General features: G+C 66.7%; 22 protein-coding genes and 1 tRNA gene. 18 read left to right on the top strand and 5 right to left on the bottom strand.

The window, feature by feature from the left end; genetic code table 11:
• Positions 1 to 3 precede the first annotated feature (3 nt).
• Positions 4 to 1,995, bottom strand: a complete 1,992-nt coding sequence (locus tag LF41_RS08255) for an SDR family oxidoreductase (RefSeq protein WP_036168399.1) — start codon at positions 1,993 to 1,995, stop codon at positions 4 to 6.
• A gap of 130 nt (positions 1,996 to 2,125) precedes the next feature.
• Here LF41_RS08255 and LF41_RS08250 point away from each other — a divergent pair, with 130 nt between their 5' ends.
• Entirely contained in the window at positions 2,126 to 2,383 is a 258-nt protein-coding gene (locus tag LF41_RS08250; protein ID WP_036168396.1) for an acyl-CoA-binding protein, read from the top strand.
• 19 nt (positions 2,384 to 2,402) lie between these two features.
• Positions 2,403 to 3,029, top strand: coding sequence for a TetR/AcrR family transcriptional regulator (locus LF41_RS08245; protein WP_036168394.1), 627 nt, complete (start codon positions 2,403 to 2,405; stop codon positions 3,027 to 3,029).
• Here the strand turns inward: LF41_RS08245 and LF41_RS08240 are convergent.
• Positions 3,026 to 3,262 (bottom strand): hypothetical protein, encoded by a 237-nt coding sequence (locus LF41_RS08240; RefSeq protein ID WP_152599951.1) that lies wholly within the window; start codon positions 3,260 to 3,262, stop codon positions 3,026 to 3,028. The two genes, LF41_RS08245 and LF41_RS08240, sit on opposite strands and share 4 nt — an antisense overlap.
• Positions 3,263 to 3,391: 129 nt before the next feature.
• On the opposite strand from LF41_RS08240, the gene LF41_RS08235 reads away from it, so the two are divergent.
• Positions 3,392 to 4,240 carry a tetratricopeptide repeat protein gene (locus LF41_RS08235; protein ID WP_036168390.1) on the top strand — a complete coding sequence of 283 codons (849 nt, stop codon included), beginning with the start codon at positions 3,392 to 3,394 and terminating at the stop codon, positions 4,238 to 4,240.
• Here LF41_RS08235 and LF41_RS08230 read toward each other — a convergent pair.
• Entirely contained in the window at positions 4,228 to 4,482 is a 255-nt protein-coding gene (locus LF41_RS08230) for a hypothetical protein (RefSeq protein ID WP_036168388.1), read from the bottom strand. The two genes, LF41_RS08235 and LF41_RS08230, sit on opposite strands and share 13 nt — an antisense overlap.
• 191 nt (positions 4,483 to 4,673) lie before the next feature.
• Here LF41_RS08230 and LF41_RS08225 point away from each other — a divergent pair.
• A tRNA-Val gene (locus LF41_RS08225) sits at positions 4,674 to 4,748 on the top strand.
• 108 nt (positions 4,749 to 4,856) lie between these two features.
• Positions 4,857 to 5,255, top strand: a complete 399-nt coding sequence (locus tag LF41_RS08220; protein WP_152599950.1) for an energy transducer TonB — start codon at positions 4,857 to 4,859, stop codon at positions 5,253 to 5,255.
• A gap of 12 nt (positions 5,256 to 5,267) precedes the next feature.
• On the opposite strand, the gene LF41_RS08215 is transcribed toward LF41_RS08220, so the two are convergent.
• Positions 5,268 to 5,819, bottom strand: coding sequence for a hypothetical protein (locus LF41_RS08215; protein ID WP_036168384.1), 552 nt, complete (start codon positions 5,817 to 5,819; stop codon positions 5,268 to 5,270).
• 85 nt (positions 5,820 to 5,904) lie between these two features.
• Here LF41_RS08215 and LF41_RS08210 point away from each other — a divergent pair, with 85 nt between their 5' ends.
• Positions 5,905 to 7,503 carry a hypothetical protein gene (locus LF41_RS08210; protein WP_036168382.1) on the top strand — a complete coding sequence of 533 codons (1,599 nt, stop codon included), beginning with the start codon at positions 5,905 to 5,907 and terminating at the stop codon, positions 7,501 to 7,503.
• Here the strand turns inward: LF41_RS08210 and LF41_RS08205 are convergent.
• Complete coding sequence (locus LF41_RS08205; RefSeq protein ID WP_052116242.1) at positions 7,487 to 8,938, bottom strand: hypothetical protein; 1,452 nt, start codon at positions 8,936 to 8,938, stop codon at positions 7,487 to 7,489. The genes LF41_RS08210 and LF41_RS08205 overlap by 17 nt on opposite strands.
• A gap of 810 nt (positions 8,939 to 9,748) precedes the next feature.
• On the opposite strand from LF41_RS08205, the gene LF41_RS16740 reads away from it, so the two are divergent.
• From LF41_RS16740 to LF41_RS08140, 12 genes are read left to right on the top strand one after another with little or no spacing between them, the layout of a single operon-like run.
• Positions 9,749 to 10,561, top strand: coding sequence for a hypothetical protein (locus LF41_RS16740; protein ID WP_161786941.1), 813 nt, complete (start codon positions 9,749 to 9,751; stop codon positions 10,559 to 10,561).
• 25 nt (positions 10,562 to 10,586) lie between these two features.
• The gene (locus LF41_RS08190; protein WP_036168378.1) at positions 10,587 to 10,859 is read left to right on the top strand and encodes a hypothetical protein; all 273 of its coding nucleotides are present in this window, start codon (positions 10,587 to 10,589) and stop codon (positions 10,857 to 10,859) included.
• Positions 10,856 to 11,449, top strand: coding sequence for a Pvc16 family protein (locus tag LF41_RS08185; RefSeq protein ID WP_084073465.1), 594 nt, complete (start codon positions 10,856 to 10,858; stop codon positions 11,447 to 11,449). The genes LF41_RS08190 and LF41_RS08185 overlap by 4 nt, the downstream gene beginning before the upstream one ends.
• An 8-nt stretch (positions 11,450 to 11,457) precedes the next feature.
• Positions 11,458 to 12,501 (top strand): hypothetical protein, encoded by a 1,044-nt coding sequence (locus LF41_RS08180; protein WP_036168374.1) that lies wholly within the window; start codon positions 11,458 to 11,460, stop codon positions 12,499 to 12,501.
• Positions 12,502 to 12,516: 15 nt separating this feature from the next.
• On the top strand, positions 12,517 to 14,133 hold the full coding sequence (locus LF41_RS08175) for a phage tail sheath family protein (protein ID WP_036168373.1): 1,617 nt from the start codon (positions 12,517 to 12,519) through the stop codon (positions 14,131 to 14,133).
• Between the two features lie 12 nt (positions 14,134 to 14,145).
• The gene (locus LF41_RS08170) at positions 14,146 to 14,586 is read left to right on the top strand and encodes a phage tail protein (protein ID WP_036168371.1); all 441 of its coding nucleotides are present in this window, start codon (positions 14,146 to 14,148) and stop codon (positions 14,584 to 14,586) included.
• A 10-nt stretch (positions 14,587 to 14,596) separates the two neighbouring features.
• Positions 14,597 to 16,135, top strand: coding sequence for a phage tail sheath family protein (locus LF41_RS08165; protein WP_036168369.1), 1,539 nt, complete (start codon positions 14,597 to 14,599; stop codon positions 16,133 to 16,135).
• Positions 16,128 to 16,568 carry a phage tail protein gene (locus LF41_RS08160; RefSeq protein WP_036168367.1) on the top strand — a complete coding sequence of 147 codons (441 nt, stop codon included), beginning with the start codon at positions 16,128 to 16,130 and terminating at the stop codon, positions 16,566 to 16,568. Before LF41_RS08165 ends, LF41_RS08160 begins: the two co-directional genes overlap by 8 nt.
• Before the next feature lie 3 nt (positions 16,569 to 16,571).
• Positions 16,572 to 16,769, top strand: coding sequence for a hypothetical protein (locus tag LF41_RS08155; RefSeq protein WP_036168365.1), 198 nt, complete (start codon positions 16,572 to 16,574; stop codon positions 16,767 to 16,769).
• A 1-nt stretch (position 16,770) separates the two neighbouring features.
• Complete coding sequence (locus tag LF41_RS08150) at positions 16,771 to 17,463, top strand: CIS tube protein (protein ID WP_036168363.1); 693 nt, start codon at positions 16,771 to 16,773, stop codon at positions 17,461 to 17,463.
• Positions 17,460 to 18,566 (top strand): phage late control D family protein, encoded by a 1,107-nt coding sequence (locus LF41_RS08145; RefSeq protein WP_036168361.1) that lies wholly within the window; start codon positions 17,460 to 17,462, stop codon positions 18,564 to 18,566. The genes LF41_RS08150 and LF41_RS08145 overlap by 4 nt, the downstream gene beginning before the upstream one ends.
• On the top strand, positions 18,566 to 19,144 hold the full coding sequence (locus tag LF41_RS08140) for a phage baseplate assembly protein V (RefSeq protein ID WP_052116240.1): 579 nt from the start codon (positions 18,566 to 18,568) through the stop codon (positions 19,142 to 19,144). The genes LF41_RS08145 and LF41_RS08140 overlap by 1 nt, the downstream gene beginning before the upstream one ends.
• The last annotated feature ends 3 nt before the right edge of the window (positions 19,145 to 19,147 follow it).

Below are 19,147 nucleotides of genomic sequence, written 5' to 3'. Positions count from 1 at the left end.
GCGCTACCAATGCACGCCGCGCATGAGCGCGGCGAATGCGATCTGCTCCCCGCTCGGTTCGGTCTCGCCCTTGAGCGCCTTCTTGTCGCCCTTGGCGGCGGCCGAATCCGGGAACAGTTCGAACGCGGTGTTCATCACCACCTCGTAGGCCTTCGGCGCCAGCGCGTTGATCACCGAGGCGAAGATGCCCAGGCGCGTGGCAATGCGGCTCGGGCGTTCGATGATCGCCTTGACGCACAGGTCGGCCGCTTCTTCGGTCGTCAGCGTCGGCACGCTGTCGTACATCTTGGTCGGCGCGATCATCGGCGTCTTCACCAGCGGCATGTTGATCGTCGTGAAGGCGATGCCCTTGCCCGACAACTCGCCCTGCGCGCAGCGCGAGAACGCATCCAGCGCCGCCTTCGACGCGACGTACGCGGAGAACCGCGGTGAATTGGCCAGCACGCCGATCGAACTGATGTTGATGATGTGGCCCTTGCGGCGATGGGTCATCGTCGGCAGGAAGCCCATGATCAACCGCAGGCTGCCGAAGTAATTCAGCTGCATCGTGCGTTCGAAATCGTGGAAGCGGTCGTAGCTCAGTTCGATCGAACGACGGATCGAACGGCCGGCGTTGTTGATCAGGATGTCGACGTGGCCGTGGTCCTTCAGCACGGTGGCGATCAGGCGATCGCAATCGGCCATGTCGGCCAGGTCCGCCGTGTAGGCGAACACCTTGCCGCCCTTGGCCTTCATCTCGTCGCGCGCCTTGAACAGCTCGGTTTCGCCGCGCGCCACGATGACGGTGACCGCGCCGGCTTCGGCCACGCGCTGCGCCGTCGACAAGCCGATGCCCGACGAACCACCCGTGATCACCACGACCTTGTTGCGCACCTTGCCCTTGAGCGAGCGGTCGACGAACAGGTCGGGGTCGAGGTGGCGCTCCCAGTAATCCCACAGCCGCCACGAATACGTGTCCAGGCGCGGCACGGTGATGCCGCTGCCCTTCAGCGCACGCTCGGCTTCGCGGTTGTCGAAGCGCGTCGGATAGGTGATGAACTTCAAGACTTCCTTCGGGATGCGGAAGTCGCGCAGCAACATGCCGATGAAGCGGCGCACCGGCGGGAGATTGCCGACGGCCGCACGGACCCCGCCCGGCACGAACGCGAACATGCGCGCATCGATGCGCATCGTCATTTCCGGCGCGTGCCCCGCGCGCGCGAAGGCGTTGAGCACTTCGCCCACCCGCATCGGTTCGGGGTCGGTGAGGTGGAAGGTGTGGCCGTCCAGCTTCGGCTTGTGCGCGATGTGGTCCATCGCATCGGCCACGAAGTCCACCGGCACGATGTTGATGCGCCCGCCTTCGATGCCCAGCATCGGCATCCACTGCGGCAGCATCTCGCGCAATTTCTTGATGAAGGAAAAGAAGTAGTAAGGCCCGTCGATCTTGTCCATCTCGCCGGTCTGCGAATGACCGACCACCATGCCCGGCCGGTAGATGCGCCACTTCAGGCGCTTCTCGCGGCGCACGAGGCCTTCGGAGTCGTGCTTGGTGCGCAGGTACGGGTCGTCGAGGCCCTCGGCTTCGTCGAACATGTCCTCGCGCCACACGCCGGGATACAGGCCCGCTGCGGCGATCGACGAGGTGTGGTGGAACGTGCCCGCGCCGATGGCGGCGGCCAGGTCCAGCGCATGTTGCGTGCCTTCGACGTTGGCCACGCGCTGCACGTCGGCCTTCGCGGTGAGGTCGTACACGGCGGCCAGGTGGAAGAAGTGCTTGACCTTGCCGTTGAGCGCGCGCAATTGCGCGGCGGCCACGCCGCATTTCGCGGCGGCCATGTCGCCTTCCACCGGCACGATGCGCTTCATGTCCCAGCCCATCTTCGCGCCGATGGCGTCGAGCTTCTTGCGCGAATCCTTGCGCACGAGGACGTGGACGGGGCCCTTGCGCTTGAGCAGCGCGCTGACCAGGTGGCGGCCGACGAAGCCCGTGGCCCCTGTGACGAAGTAGGTCATGTCCTGCGTGCTCCCCGATGTCCTGCGCCTACGTTGCCAGACCGCAGACGGCCCCACAATTCCCCTGCGTATTGAAAACGTCGACACCGCATGCTGTGATGCCCGCCTGCCGCCCGGGAGCCTGCGCACCATGTCCGACCTGAAAGCCCGCTTCGAACAGGCCGCCAAGGATGTCCAGGGCCTCTCCGAGCGCCCCGACAACGACACGCTGCTGCGCCTCTACGCGCTCTACAAGCAAGGCTCCGAGGGCGACGTCACCGGCCCGAAGCCCGGCTTCTTCGACTTCGTGGGCACCGCCAAGTACGAGGCCTGGGCCAAGCTGCAGGGCACCGCGCAGGACGAGGCCATGCAGAAGTACGTGGACCTGGTCAAGAAACTCACCGCCTGACCCGCGGCCGCCCGCGCACATGGCCCGGCAGACACGACAACGCATCCTCGATGCGTCGCTGACGATGTTCAATGCGCAGGGCGAGCCGAACGTCACCACCAACCACATCGCCGACGAGCTGGAGATCAGCCCGGGTAACCTGTACTACCACTTCCGCAACAAGGACGACATCATCGAGCACCTCTTCGGCCGTTACGAAGAGCGCATCGATGCGGCGCTGGGCGCGCCGGAAGGCCGCCTGCCCGGGCTGGAAGACATCTGGCTGCAGTTGCACCTGGTGTTCGAGTGCATCTGGGATTACCGGTTCCTCTATCGCGACCTCGCCAACATCCTGAGCCGCAACCGCCGCCTGCGGATCCGATTTGCGCGCATCCTGCGCCGCGCGGACGAACAGGCGCATACCGTGATGCGCGGCCTGTCGCAGGCCGGCGTGATGCGCGCGAGCGCCGATGAACTCGATGCCGCCGCCACCAACGTGCTGGTCATCGCGACATTCTGGTTGAACTACGCCTCCGCGCGCGGCGACAAGGACGAACAGGCCTCGATCCGCGCAGGCATCGTGCAAGTGATGATGTTGCTCGCCCCGTTCCTGCGCGACGCCGAGCGCGTGCACCTCAACACGCTGACCCGCGCTTACATCGACTAGCGCCCCTTGCCGGCAATGCGGCGCTGCGCATCCCGCTCGCCCGCGCGCCGCGACCCCGACGAATGCGTGCTCCGCTTCGCCACCTTCTCCGTCGTCACGAACGGCGGCTCGAGCGGCGCTAGCTCTTCGGCCTGCACGCGTCCGGCAATGCGATCGGCACTGCGCCGCAACCGTGCCAACACACCCAGCCCGGCGAGCCACACGTGCCGGAACGTCGTTTCGCGAGATGTCATCGAGGGTCTCCTGGCGCGCACCATGCCGCGCCGTCCATGGAGCAATCACACCACGCGCGGCGCTGACATCTTGCGAAGACGCGCGCGCGGCGGGATGCTGCCGCTTCCATCGAATCCAGGAAGGTCCGCATGGCCAAGTCGAAATGGGCGCCGTTCCCGCATGACGCCAAAGCCTTCGCCTACGCCGGCGACGCGCTGAAGAAAGCCTGGCCGCAATTGCACGCCGGCGACGCCGAACCCTTCCCGGATGCGAAGCACGCCGCCAAGCTGTTGAAAGCCGCGGGAAAACTGGCGCCCAAACTCGATGCCGACGCGCTCGCCGCCGCCCTGCAGGACGCATGGCGCGCCTTCCATCGCGGCGACTTCCAGGCCGCCTTCGACGCGGGCGAAAAACTCGGCCCGGTCGGCGCGTCCGTCGCCACCAAGGCCATCGGCATCCACGCGACTTACCTGGTCGACGACGACGCCGAGAAGCTCAAGCGTTTCGAGCACGCGGCCAAACTGGCCGAAGCCGCGATCACCGCGCTCCCGGGCGAGGCGAACAGCCACTACCGCCATGCCTTCGCCCTCGGCCGCTACAGCCAGGGCCTGTCGATCGCCAAGGCGCTCAAGCAAGGCATCGCCGGCAAGGTGCGCGCCTCGCTCGACACCGCGCTCGACCTGGCGCCCAAGCACGCCGAAGCGCACACCGCGCTGGCGCTCTACCACGCGGAAATCATCGGCAAGATCGGCGCGATGATCGGCGGCCTGACCTACGGCGCGAAGGCCAGCGAAGCCGAATCGCACATCAAGACCGCCCTGAAGCTGACGCCGGACTCGCCCATCGCGCACGTCGAGCACGCCAACGTGCTGCTGCTGCTCCACGGCGACAAGCAGGAAGACGCGGCCGCGACCGCGTTCGAAAAAGCCGCGAAGGCCAAGCCGAAGGACGCGATGGAAACCCTCGACGCGGCGTACGCGCGCGATCAGATCGAGTGAGGGCGCCAGCGACGGGCGAGGAAATACACGCCCGTCAGCTTCGACCCCAGCTGCGCCCATGCGCTGCCCTTGCCCGCGCCGATCGCGATGGCCAGGTGTACCAACGGTACGACGCCGACGACGGGCAACAACGCGGACGGCGCGGCGTTCGACGCCTCGAGCCACCCGACCACCGCCAGCACCGCGGAAGAAAACACGAACAACACCAGATGCACCTGCTGCATCCGCGCCGAATCGACCATGGACTTCCCCCTGTAGCGCACGCCCCGCGACAACCGCCCGGGTCCCCACCCAAGCTGAAGCGTACAGGCGGATAGTCGCCGAAAATCGGCCCGCGTGCGAACCGCACGAACCACACGCCACCCGTTGCCGGAATGCCCCGCCTTCCGTAGAATGCCGCGCCTGCCCCGCCCCGCGGCGGTAGAAGCACCCCGGGCGGTTAGCTCAGCGGTAGAGCATTGCCTTCACACGGCAAGGGTCGCAGGTTCGAACCCTGCACCGCCCACCAGATTTCGACGAAAGGCCACCTTCGCGGTGGCCTTTTTCGTTGGCGACCGGCCGATTCGCTACCATGCCGCCCGGGGAAGGCGCGCAACGCGCCGGGGAACGACCGCACTTGAATACGCTCCGGAAGACGGCGCTCGCCGTCCTGCTCGTTTCGACCACGCAATCGGCGACGGCCGCGATTCCAGGCTGGCCTTATCCGAAACCGACGACGCAACCCGAGCGCAGCGCCGAGGAGTGCGCCGCGGCGCGGCGCGTGGAATCGCAGCCTGCGTTCGATGCAATCCGCAAGTCATGGCGACGCAAGGCCGGCGACGATGTTGCGGGCCGCGTCGTGGTTCGCGTCCTGGTGGAAGACAACGGCATCCCCTTCGACGCGCATTTCGTTACCAGTTCGCGCGATCGTGCACTCGACCAACTGTTGATCGAGCACGCGCGCCAGACGCGCTACGTCGCAGCGCCGGGGTGCCCGATCTGGACGAAAGACGTGCGCTACCAACTCCAGGATTGAGTCTTCGAACGCTTACGTTTCGTCCGATTCCGACGAGTCGAAACGCGCGTTGCGGATCAAGTCCGAATAGCGCTCGGTCTCCGGCCCGGGGGCGCCCATCCGGTAGAAGTTGATGGTGAACATCCTTCCGGCGGGCAGCGCGATGGCGTACTCGATGACGAACACATCGTCGCCGAGGTCCTGGATCCGGGTCGTGGCGGGTTGGCCGCCGGGCATCGCGAACGGCGTGAACGGCAGGACGTTCCTGACCTCGGGCGGCTCCGGGACCGAGAGTTCCTTGATGTAGCGCTGCAGGTGCTCGGCCGGCGTTTCGTCGGCGACGCGCGAACCGAATTCGGTGACGCTGACTTCGTCCTCGGTGCCCGGCAACTTGCCGATGGCGCTGCTGCCGTCGTCGCTGGTTTCGACGGCCCATCCGGAAGGAAGCTGCATCCGGAGCTGCCCCCACGCGAGTGTCGGCCCCTCCGCGGCAACAGGTGCGTCGTTCGCGCTGCGCGGCGCGGTGGCGCACGACTGCAGGAGCAGGCACGTCGCGGCGATGAGGAGGCGGGTTCGGAATGTCATGCCGCCCTTATAGCAAACCGGCCGCGTCCGGGTGCGGCGGCATTTTGGCGTTGCACAGGGCGTCGGCATCGCGTGCGTGGTCGCCATGGACAAGCTCGATCAGCTGTACCAACGCGCGGAAGAGACCTCCGCCCATCTGTTCCGCACGTTCCAGTCGGACGAGGATTTCCTCGACGACGCGGTGGTCGCGCTCGACGCCGAAGGGCTGACTACCTTGTCCTCGCAGGCGCAACGCGAGGCCGCGGTCGCGCTGTGTTTCGCGCGCGTGCGGGAGGCGGCGGCCGGCGTCGATCCGCGCCATGCGATCCCGGGCCTGGCCCTTGCGACCGAACGCTACTACTACGGCGACGAGGAACTGACGCAGTCGCTGCCGATGCTCGGCACGGCGATGAAATCCGCGATCGCGCTGGCCTGGAACAACGTGCGCTCGCCCTCGCCGCCCGTGTGCGTGTGCGACGACGCGGGCCTGTGCAAACTCGTGAAGGCCATCGCCGCGTGGGAGCTGCTGAACCTGCATGCCGACCAGGCGCATGTCTTCGGATTCGGCACGAGCGTCGTGCACGCCGGCGGCCTGGAAATGCTGTCCGACCGAGACCTTGGATTGATCCATGCATGGCAACGCTACACGCAGGGCCGCGGAACGAACCAACGCACCCTCGCGCAATCCCAGCAAGTCGTCTGGGGCCGATTTCAGGAATTCCAGCGCGCCGTGATCGAAGTGCTTCGCGGCGCATCACCGCGTTCGATGCCCGTGTTCCGGGGCACGTTGTTCGAGGCGATCGGATCGCTCGATTTCTGGCTGGGGCTCTACGTCCGCTTCATGCTCCTGCAAGGCGTGTTGCGCATGCGCATCGCGCGGGAAGGCGCGCAGGCGGCGGCGAGCCTGGGCATCACCTTGTTCCGCGAGTTCCCGCTGGCGTTCGAGGGCATCGAAAACATTCCCCGGGACAAGGTCGAAGCCGTGGTGCACAACGTGTTCTGGCGGCGACCGTGGTACGAATCGCGCATCGACGGCCCGCTGGCCAACATGTGGCCAGAACGCCCGGCGATCCGCATCGACGAGGACACCTTCTGCGTCGGCATCGCGAACGTGATGGACTCGGTGAACAACTTCATCGAGTCCGCCGTCATGGCCTCGCAGGGGTTCGGCGACGTCAAGGTCGACCCCGTCGTCTTCCAGACGTATGTATCCAGGCGCTTCGAGGACGAGGTATGCGCCTTGTTCCGCAAGGCAGGGTTCACCGCGGGTTCGCTGACGACACGACACGCGTGGCACACCGGCGACGATCCGGAACCGATCGACCATGCGCATCGCGCCCGCATCCCGGGGGAGATCGACGTCGTCGCCTGGCACCCCGAGCGACGCCTTTTGCTCGTCTGCGAATGCAAGGTACTCGTCAGCCCCGCCTCGCGGCGCGTGCTCACCAACGTCTGGTCGAAGCTCGGGCCCGACGACAGCAAGGGCTTCCATCGCAACCTGGACGCGAAGCTCGAATGGATCCGGGGCGTATCGCGTTTCGGCGACGCCACCGTGATCGGGCTGCTGGTCGTCGATCAGGGCGCCTTCCTGGCCGGAGACGCGCAGCATCGCGTGGTCGAGCTCGCCGAACTCGAAGCGATGCTCGGGAATCTCGACCAGTTGTCGACGCGCGCGGCCGGAAGTGCGCCTACGCGAACAGGGTGAGCAAGCCCGCCACCGCCGCGGTGATGGACGGCACCATCTTCGCCACGGTCTTCGCTGCCTCGATCAAGCCTTCGCCCGACACTTCCAGCATCTTCCTGCGGGGCTTGGCCGATGTGGCTTCCCGGGTGAGCGTCTCCATGTCGGAGAGCGCCTGCGCCTTCGTCTCCTCGGGCAACTGCGGCACGAGTTCCTGCACTTGCTTGATCAGCGCGTCCAGCTTGTCCTTCCTGTCCTGCGTCGCGCCGTCCGCCTCCCTGACCATCTTGAATGCGTTGTTGAACGCGTTCTCGATCTCCTTCGCGGTGACGACGTTGACGACCGCCCCCTGGCCCAGGTTGCCGACCGTCGTGGTGTTCTGGATGACATCGCCGTTGTGGATGTTCTGCACGATCTTCGCCTCCTGTCGTCGAATGTAAGCGTCCACCTTGTCCTTCACCTGCCGGCGCATCGTGTCGAGCGATGCCGACTGCCCGGCGATCGCGATGCCGTAGGCATCCATCGAGGCTTCGAGGATCGGCGACTGCGCGATCCCGAATCGCTGGCGTTTCTGGAGCCCGTGGACGGCTTCGTTCAAATACGTCTGCACGCCGTCGGAATTGGCCTGCGTGATGGCAAGGCGTTGGCCGTTGCCCATCGTCTGCAGCACGATGCGCAAACATTCGCGCTCGGCATGCAGGCGGCTGAGATTGATGCGGAGCCGGCGCACGGTGCGTTCGTCGTTGCCGCGTTCGATGAGCCACGTCCCGTGCAGCGCACCGCCCAGGCCGATCCATGCATGCCAGAGTTTGACGCCGGCCAGGCCCACCTCGACGGGTTGCGCGGCGTCCGGCATGACCGACGCGCCCTCGCCCGGTTGGAACTCCAGGACGATCACGGGATTGCCGGCCGCCATCCACCATCGTTGCGCGCCGGAAGGTTTCGCTTGTCCCGTTGCAGCATTGCCTTGCGGGCTGCCTGGCGCGGCATGTCGCGTCGTGGCGTCGAGCAGTTGCGCGGCGAGCCTGGTGCCTGCGTCGATCAACTTGATCTGCTGGCCCGAACGCAACTGCACTGGCAATTGCGCGAGTCGCGTGGCCACGGCCAGGTGATCGTGCGAGCCGGTGTCCAATCCCAATCCGATTTCGAAACGCCCCACGGTGCCGCTCGAGAGGAACCGGCGGAATGACGTGCGCACGCGCGCCTGCTCGCCATGGATGTCGAAGGTCTGCTCGCCGAGGCGGTCCCCGAAACGGATGGCGCGCGAGGCATCGCCATACAGATCCTCGCCGGCCCAATCGTCGATGCCGCCGCGCATCCTGCGGCGCACGCGGCCGGTGCCGCGGATGTAGTCGTGCTGCGGATCGGGAACGGGCCATGCAGGTCGCCCGAGCGCGCCACTGTCGGCGCCGAGGAACGGACGCAAGTCGGCGATCGGATGCTGCACCACCAACAGCACGTGTGGAACCTCCCCGAAGGGAACCCCTTCGGCCAAGCCTCCGGGGGTGCTCAGCAGGCTGAAATCCTGCTACGAATGCGCTTGACGGAATTGATCAGCTGTCATCCCGCCGCTGTGCGCGCGCTCGACGAGACCGCACCGATCTCGTCTCCATCGATGGAAACGACCGCCCCTGTTGCAAGCGGCCACAGGCCGTGACATGCAACGCGTGTCACATCCCGCGTGACATGCGCGCGACACGCCGGATTTCGCACCGCGCACCTGCAATTCGCGCACTGCGCGACCGCACGCGCGCACTGCCGCGTCACATCCGTGCGTCACATCGCCACGCGCGCGCATTCGCACGATCGCGCGTCGCATCGGCTGCAACCGTTGCCACGCCTGCGTTTCGTATCACTTGCGAATCGCGCGTCGCACTTGGCCCGCTTCATGCACACGCCTGTGCCCACGACGCGCAAGCCGGTCCCGTGCATTTCACAGCGAGGCATTGGAGACATGAACCCGCAAAGTCAGTCGCCGCAGGAACAGTCGCACCCGAAGGACCCACCGTGCGGCGAAAAGCCCGAGCCCAAACCCTGTCCCGAACCGGAGGAACCGAGCGATCAGGATCCTCCCTGCCCGGAACCCAAGCCGTGTCCGGAACCGCCCGAGCGCCCATGCCCGCCGCCGGAACCGACGTGCGAAGAACCCGAACCGCCGCCGGAGGAGCCGGAGCCGTGCGAACCGCCGCCCCCCGATCCATGCAGCGGTGACACCAGCCAACAAGGCGAACCGCAAAAGCCGGGAACGCCTGCGGAACAGCTCGAATCGTTGCGCAAGAGCGCCGAACGCGGCTCGCGCGAACTACAGAAATTCGAGCCGCTCAAGGCGAAGCTCGCCGACGTCACGGCACGCATCGCGGCCTTGGAAAAAATGATCGAATCGCAACCGGCGGCGACCGCGACGTACACCGAGTTCTATCGCGCCACCGAAGTGCAGCGCAGCAGCATCGAGTGTTCGATTCCGACGATCCGCTGCCAACTGGGCCTCACCGACAAGCAGAAGCAGTGCATCGCCAAGGCCATCGCGTCGGTCGAGGCGCGCGTGAAGAAAGCGCAGGACGCGCGCGATGCGCAGAACGCCGAAGTGGTGCGCCTCGACAAGCGCCAGGCGCGGCTGCAGCGCGATCTCGACTGGGCGCAGCAGTGGGCCGACTACTTCAAGACCAAGCTGCAAGCGCAGGTCACGGCGCAGCGGGAGGACCTGAAGAAGCTCCTGCAACTCGCCGATCCGTCGAAGGATCAGTGCGAAGCCTGGTTCTACCTCCGCGAAATGGAGGCGCTGCTGCGTTCGGCGCGCACCGAAGGACAGAGCGAGGTCTGCTACGTCGAGAACATCAACATCGCCACGTTCCTCGATTGCTGGTCGCCCGCCTGTTACACGACCGCCTACGAGCACTGGGTCGTCGCGCTCAACGATGCCGAGAGCGCGCAGAAGATCGGCGCGATCGAGCTGAGCGAAGCGAAGAAGCGCGCCGAGGAGCTGGCGGCGGCCGCGACGGAGGCCGAAACGCTGCGGCGCGAGTGGATCCTGAAGGAAATCAAGGCACGGGACTGCTGCGGCCCGATGTCCAAGTGCCCCTGAACAGACGCAGCGCGGAGCGACGGGAGTGGCAGATGAAGACGCCAACACAGGCCATGACGATGCTGACCTCGCCGGGGAGTGGTATGCCGATCGCTTCCGCATCGGCCACAACGCCTTCGAATTCAAGGTCGACTGCGGTCACGAGAAGGAGAACGGCATGACGCCCGTCTACCTGCGCGTGATCGCCAACCCCGTCAACGCACGCGAACTGTTCCGCCAACTCGGCGTCGGCCTGTTGCGGCACGCGGACCGGTTCGGGCGCGACGACGACCCCGACGGCGGAGACGGCGGGCCATGAGCCACATGATCATCGGCGAAGTCAGCGAGTTCCTGCGCCACACGCTGTGGCTCGGGTTGACGCAGGACACGACGACCAGCCAGCTGGTGACGGCGAAGGACAACATCGTGTTGTCCAATCCGGCGCAACCGCTCGGCGCGAACGTCGTCCGCCAGATGTCGTTGTGGCTGTACCAGGTCACCGCGAACGAACACCTGCGCAATGCGCCGCCCGTGCGCAAGCGCGAAGCCGGCGACGACACCGCGGAGGCGTATCCGCCGCTGGCGATCAACCTCCAGTACCTGCTGACGCCGTCCACCGGCAGCGACGTCGGCGATCAGCAAGTGCTCGGCCGCGCGTTGCAGATCTTCCACGACCAGGGCGTCCTCACGATGCCGAGCCTGCATGCGCCCCAGCAGGCGGAGGAACTGCACGTCAGCCTGGCCTCCCGCACGATCGAGGAGTTGGCGAAGGTGTGGGAAGCGATGCAGCAACCGTATCGATTGTCGGTCTGCTACGAAGTCCGTGCCGCGCGCATCGAGTCCCAGCGCGTGCAGCAGACTGGTCGCATCGGCGATCGCGAATCCCGGTTCGGCGACATGGCCGCGTGAGCCGCACGATGAACACCGCGACCGTGATCGAGCATTTCAAACCGGCGCCGCTGATGGCGTTGAGCGTGCTGGACGCGCTCGCGCGCGCCCTGCGCACCGACGGGCAGTTCCCGCCGCCGCTGGGCGAGATCCGCTGCGAAATCACCGCGGCCACGGCGCCCGCGGCGCGCACGTTCGATCCGCCGCGCGTGTTGCACGCGTTCCGCAATCGCTCCGGCTACCTCGTGCTGGACGGCACGTACGTCGACAGCGCAGAGCCTGCGCGCCGGTGGCCGCTCGGTCCGGGAACGTATCGGGTGCGCGTGCGCGGCGATTATTACCAGGACGCGGAACTCGCGCTGATCTGGCCGCCGCCCGAAGGCGTGCGCCGCATCGACGTGCCGCAGCCGCAAGCGAACGACGCCGGCAGCGTCACGCTGCTGCCCGGCCCCGCCTATCCGTTGCCGGATGTCACGACCAGCCGTTTCGACCTGGGCCCGACGTTGCTGCGCGGCAGTGCGCTCGGTGCCGACGGAACGCCGCTGCCGGGCATTCGCGTCGAAGCACTCAACATTGGCCCGCCCTTCCTCGCGCCGGCGGCGTTGCCCGCGATCGGCGATTGGCCGTTCCTCGTCGCGGACACCGATGCACGTGGCGAGTGGGCGCTGGTCCTGCCGGATCGCCGCTATTTCGACAACACGCCGGAGATCGCCTCGCAGCCCGTCATCAAGCCGATCTCCGTGCGCATCGCCTACCCCGGCGGCGCCGTCGTGCGACAACGCAACGTGCGCCTGGGCAGCGAGACCGCCCTGAAGAACACCGCCTTGCGCGGCCAGGTGCTTGGCCGCGGCGGCACGCCGGTGGCGGGCGCCGTCATCAGTACTTCCGTCAACGCGCGTCGGTCGAAGTCGCGCGCGGACGGCACGTGGTTCCTCTATTTCGACCTCAACCAGGTCGCGGTGCCGAACCTCACCGTGACCGCGACAACGCCGGCCGGCGCGACCGCGACAGTCGCCGCGATCGCGCTGCAGCCGGAAGCCGTCGTCGTGGTTCCCACGTTCCACATTCCCTGATCCAGGAGAGCGGCGATGCCCGAGTATCTCGCCCCAGGCGTATACGTCGAAGAAGTCAGCAGCGGCCCACGGCCGATCGAAGGCGTCAGCACCAGCACCGCCGGATTCGTCGGGGAGACCGAACGCGGGCCCCAGCGGCCGCGCCTGGTCACCAGCTGGCAGGACTATCAACGCTGGTTCGGTGGGTACATCGACCAGCCCCCGTTGAATGCATCGAATTGTTTCCTGCCCTATGCGGCGCGCGGGTTCTTCGAGAACGGCGGGCAACGTTTGTTCGTCGCGCGCGTGATCGGCACCGCGTCGGTCGCCGCCGCGCTCGACGTGCCCGGCGCGCCCGGCCCCACCACCGTGCGCGCGAACGGCAAGGGCGCGTGGGGCAACAACATCCTCATCGCGATCAAGCAGGCCTCCGCGGCGCAATTCGCCGCGGCGGGCTCGCCGGCGGCGAGCTGGTTCCGCCTCCAGGTCCTGTATTACCGCGACGCGATCCCGGCGCCGTTCGTCGATCCCACCGACGTGACGCAACTGGCGAATCCCAATCGCCGCGAGCCCGACGTCCTCGAAGACTTCGACAACCTCTCCGGCGACCAGACGCAGTCGAACTATGCGATCACCGTGATCAACGGCGGCTCGCGGCTGATCGAAGTGGTCGCGTGCCCCGGGCCGCCGACGCCCGCGGCCTTCCCGAATCTCCAACTGCAGAACGGCACGTACGTCGCGGCGACGCCCAACGACTACCTGGATGCGGCGACGGTCGATCCGGAAGCGAAGGTCGGCCTCGCCGGCCTCAAGGCGATCCGCGAGATCTCGCTGATGGCGATCCCGGATGAAGTCGCGCCCGGCATGGGCCAGCTCGGGGCCGACCTGCAGGATGCGTGCGATGCGATGAAGGACCGCTTCGCGATCCTCAGCGACCAGGTGATGAACGGCAATCCCAACATCCCGCAGATCCGCCCGTTGCGCGACAGCACGTTCGGCGCCTTCTACTACCCGTGGGTGCGCGTCGTCGCCAGCCACACGCCGGACGGCACGAAGCTCATCCCCGCCACCGGCCACATCACCGGCATCTACGCGCGCACCGACGTCGAGCGCGGCGTGCACAAGGCGCCCGCCAACGAAGTCGTGCGCGGGATCCTGGCGCGCGACCTCAACGGCGGCCGCAAACCGCTGTCGCACACGCTCAACAAGCAGGAACACGACCTGCTCAACCCGCGCGGCGTGAACGTGATCCGCGATTTCCGTTCCGACGGCCGCGACATCCGCGTGTGGGGCGCGCGCACGATGACGTCCGATGCGATGTGGAAATACATCAACGTCCGTCGTTTATTCATTTTCGTCGAGCAAAGCATCGACCGCGGAACGCAATGGTCGGTGTTCGAGCCGAACTCCGAACCGACATGGATCGCGATCCGCACCTCGATCACCAACTTCCTGCGCACCGTGTGGCGCAACGGCGCACTCATGGGCACGACGCAGGAAGAAGCCTTCTTCGTCAAGTGCGATCGCACAACCATGACGCAGGACGATTTCGACAATGGTCGACTGATCTGCGTCATCGGCATCGCGCCGGTCAAACCCGCCGAGTTCGTCATCTTCCGCATCTCGCAAAAGACGCTGGACGCCGAAGCCTAAGGAGCACGTGCCATGCCTGCATCCGGTAGCCGCAACGACCCCCTGGCGTCGTTCAATTTCATCATCACGGTCGAGAACATGCGCGCCGGGTTCTCGGAGGTGGGCGGGCTCGCGACCGAGACCGACATCATCGAGTACCGCGAGGGAAACGAGGACATCACCGTCCGCAAGATCCCCGGCAAGCGCAAGTACACCAACATCAGCCTCAAGCGCGGATACACGCCCGACGGCAAGGACCTCTACGCCTGGCGCAAGACGGTCATGGACGGCAAGACCGTGCGCAAGGGCGGCACGATCACACTGCTCAACGAAGCGCGCCAGCCGGCGCTCACCTGGGAGTTCAGCGAAGGCTGGCCTTCGAAATGGGCGGGGCCGGCGTTGAACGCGAAGAACAACGAGATCGCGATCGAGGAGTTCGAGATCTGCGTCGAAGGCCTGGCCCTGCAGACGTGATCCAGGCGCCATGGCCGCCCTCCTCTCCCGCTCCCGCGCACCCGGCGTCTACGTCGAATGGCTCGATGCCAACCCGCAGGCGCTCGACCTGGCGCGCACCGATGTCGCGGGCTTCATCGGCATCGCCGAGCGCGGGCCGCTGCACGAGGCGTGCAAGGTCGAAAGCATGCGGCAGTTCGTCACGACCTTCGGCGCGCACATCGCGCAGGGGTATCTCGCGTACGCGGTGGAGGGGTTCTTCGCCAACGGCGGGCGCACGTGCTGGGTCGTGCGCGTCGCCGATCCCGCCAAGGCGAAGCGCGCGCGCATCGCGTTGCGGTTGCCCGACGGCAAGGCGATCGCGCTGGAAGCGACCAGCGACGGCTGCTGGGGCAACTCGGTGCGCATCGCGCCGATATGGGAACGCGATGCGGTGATCGGCCTGTCGGCGACCGCCGAGGGACGGCCACCGCAAGTGCTGGCGTTCGATGCAATGCCAACCCTGGCGCAGGAGACCCTCGTGCGCCGGATCGAGCCGTCCGCGGACGAGCCGTTGGAAGTCCTCGGCGCCGGCATCGATCTCGCCGGCGGCGACGACGGCATCGTATCGCTCCGCCCGGCGCATTTCTCTGGCGATGCATCCAACGACCCGGACAACAAGCGCGTTTGGGGAATGGACGCGCTCTCGCGCATCGATGGCATTTCCTTCGTCGCCGCGCCAGACCTGGTGGGCGCACCCGTCCCGGGTTTCAAGCCCGAGATCGTGCGCGACGCGCAGATCGCGTTGCTCGCCCGCTGCCTGGAGCAACGCGATCGCATCGCGCTGCTCGATCTGCCGCGGACGAACCAGACCCAAGCGATGCGATACGTGGCGCCGGGCTCCCCGACGCAAACCGCGCTGCCGCGCACGAGCTACGCCGCGGTGTACCACCCGTGGGTCATGGTCGACGATGCATTGCGTATCGACGGCAACGTGCGCGTCATTCCGCCGTCGGGGCATGTCGCCGGGATGCTCGCGCGCACCGACCGGCGGCGCGGCGTACACAAGGCGCCCGCCAACGAAGTGCTGGAAGGCGTGTGGGACCTGCAGGAGGCGATCGACGACGACGCGCACGCGCGCCTCAACGACGCGCATATCAACGCCATCCGCGCCATTCCCGGGCGCGGCATCCGCGTCCTCGGGGCGCGCACGCTCGACGACGACCCGAGCTGGCGTTACATCGGCGTGCGCCGCCTGTTCGCGATGATCGGCGAGGCGCTCGACGAACAGATGCAATGGCTGGCGTTCGAGCCCGACAGCCCGCGCCTGTGGCGCGACATCGACCGCGCGGTGCGCGGTTTCCTGGAACGGCTGTATCGCGCAGGCATGCTCGATGGCGCGACGCCCGAGGAGGCCTACTTCGTCCGCTGCGACGCGACCACCAATCCGCGCGAGCAGACCGACGCGGGGCGCGTCATGTGCGAACTCGGGTTGCGTCCCCCGCGGCCTGCCGAATTCGTGATCGTGCGCATCGGCGTCACGCGCGACAACGGCGTCCGGATCGAAGCACAGGGGGCGCAGGATGTCTGAGACCGGCGCCCGCCTCGATCCGGCCACTGCGTTCCGCTTCACGGTGCAGTTCGACGACCTGCCGCCGGGCGGTTTCAGCGATTGCACGGGCCTGCAGTCGGAGGTCGAAGTGCAGGAGTACGCCGAGGGCGGACTGAACACGCACACCTGGAAGCTGCCGGGGCGCTCGAAGCAAGGCAACGTGACCTTCAAGCGCGGCATCGTCAACAAGGTGTTGTGGGACTGGTATCGCGCCATCGCCGACGGCGACTTCAAGGCGCGCAACTGCTCCATCTATGTCCACGACCCGTCCGGCGCGAACGACGTGCTCGAGTTCCAGCTGGTCGATGCTTTCCCGGTCAAGTGGCTCGGGCCCGAGCTGGGCGCGGGCCAGAACAACCTTGCGATCGAAACGATGGAAGTGGCGCATCAGGGCTTCACGCGTCGGAGGTGACGGGTGCAGGTGCATATCGAAAAGATGACGAGCGACGTGTCGGTGCAGACCGGCGAGCTGGCGCTCACGCAGGCCCAGTGCGAGAAACTCGTCGCGCTGGTCATCAGCAAGCTCGAGGACCGCGCGCGCGAGGCCATGCGCGCGCGCGCCGCGACGGCGCTGACGACGCAGGCCGCGAAGCCCTTCGAAGCGGGCAGATGACATGCTGGTCCCGGCCATCATCGAAGTCGATGCGCGCGATCGCGGCCAGACGTTGCCGCCCGTGATCCCGGTGCAGTTCAACCCGCCCGAATACACCATCGCGAAGGCGGCGCAGATCGCGGAGATCGCGATCCCGGGCATCGACGCGCCGATCCTGCAATTCGTGCGCGGCCAGACGCGCACGCTCGCGCTGGAGCTGTTCTTCGACACCACGCGGCTCGGCAGCAGCCTGGCGAAGGTCCTGGACGTGCGCCTGATGACCGACCTGGTCGCATCGCTCGGACGCATCCAGCCCAAATCGCATGCGCCGCCGCGCATCACCTTCATCTGGGGCATGGGGCTGTCGTTCCGCGCCATCGTCGACAACGTGCAGCAGAAGTTCACGCTGTTCAATCCGGCCGGAATCCCGGTGCGCGCGACGCTGACGGTGTCGTTCAAGGAATACAAGACGCTCGAGGAGCAACTGCAGGAGTTGAACCTGCAATCGGCCGACCATTCGAAGGGCCGCGTGGTGAAGGACCGCGACACGCTCGCGAGCATCGCGTACGAGGAGTACGGCGATGCAGCGATGTGGCGCGTCATCGCGGACCGCAATCGCGAACGCTTGCCGAGCCTGCGCCGCCTGCCCCCCGGGCTGGAACTGGAGATCCCGGCGGTCGACGTGCTCGCACAACCTGCGGGGACGCGACGATGAGCGCGATCCCGATCTATGAAGGACAGGACTTCTACGTGCCGGCCTTCGAGGTGAAGCTCGACGGCCGGCCGACGGGGCGCGACGTCATCCGCGACATCCTCTCTGTCTCCTACAAGGACAGCCTGCAGGAGATCGACAGCTTCGAGATCACGATCAACAACTGGGACGCGGACAAGCGCGAGTTCAAGTACAGCGACCTGGACCTGTTCAACCCCGGCAAGCGCGTGGAGTTGAGCATGGGCTACCAGGGCGCACTGCGCACCATGCTGAAGGGCGAGATCACCTCGCTGCGCCCGGCCTTCCCCGCCGGCGGTGCCTCGACGCTCGCGGTAAGCGGGCTGAACATCCTGCACCGCTTCCGCACGCAGCAGGAGTCGCGCACGTACACCAGCATGACCGACAGCGACATCGCGCAGCAGATCGCCGGGCGCCTGAACGTCGAGGTCGATACCTCCAGCGCGACCAACCTGCCGACGTTCGAGTACCTGGTCCAGGACAACAAGTACGACATCATTTTCATGATGGAGCGCGCGCGACGCGCGGGCTTCGACATCTTCGTCAAGGAAGGCGATGCGTCGGACCCGGGCAAGACGACGCTCGTCTACCGACCCTCCACGACGGTGCACCAACCGACGTATCGCCTGACGTACGGCAAGTCGCTGGTCGAGTTCCAGCCCGAGCTCACCACCGCCAACCAGGTCGGCAAGGTCACCGTGCGCGGATGGGATCGCGTCAAGAAGGAAGCGATCAACTACACGGCCACGCGCGCCGACCTGGTCACGCAAGGCGTGGGCGAACGCGGCGGACAGGCGGCGATCGACAAGTCGGTCGAACAGAAGGCCGAGATCGTCGCGACCAAGCCCGTGGAGAGCCAGGCCGAAGCGCAGCAACTGGCGAAGCAGATCCTCGAAGGCATCGCGAAGGAGATGGTCAAGGCCAACGGGTCCGTGCCGGGCCTGCCCGACATCCGCAGCGGCACCGTGCTCGAGATCGACGGATTGGGCGAACGTTTCAGCGGGCGCTACTTCGTCGTCTCAACGACGCACGCCATCGGCGACAGCGGTTACACCACGCAGTTCGAATGCCGCCGCGAGGAGCTGTGATGGAACGCGAGAACGGCATCGTGATCGGCATCGTGGACGACTTGGACGACCAGGAAGACCTCGGCCGCGTGCGCGTGCGCTTCCCGCACCTCAACGACGAGGTGAGCAACTGGGCCCGCATCGCGACGCCGTTCGGCGGCAAGGGGCGCGGGTTGTTCCTGCGGCCCGAGCGCGACGACGAAGTGCTGGTCGCCTTCGAACATGGCGATCCGCGCGCGCCGTACATCGTGGGTTCGCTGTGGAGCAAGCCCGATCCGCCGCCGAAGGACGACGGCAAGCGCACCGACAACAACTGGCGATTCCTGCAGTCGCGGTCGGGGCACCTGCTCAAGTTCGACGACACGGACGGCAAGGAACGCGTGGAGATCGTCGGCAAGGACGGCAACCACAAGATCGTGATCGACGTCTCCGGCGCGAAGATCGAGATCACCTGCTCCAGCGGCGACATCGTGTTGTCCGCGCCGTCGGGGAAGGTGTCGATCGACGCGCAGACCGTCGAGATCAAGTCGAGCCAGAGCACGACGGTGAAGGCGACCGGGAGCATGACGCTCTCCGGCCAGACGGTGGCGATCAACTGAAGG

This window comes from Lysobacter dokdonensis DS-58 (genome assembly GCF_000770795.1).
Classification (GTDB): domain Bacteria; phylum Pseudomonadota; class Gammaproteobacteria; order Xanthomonadales; family Xanthomonadaceae; genus Noviluteimonas; species Noviluteimonas dokdonensis.
This window is presented reverse-complemented; position numbering and strand designations above follow the sequence as displayed.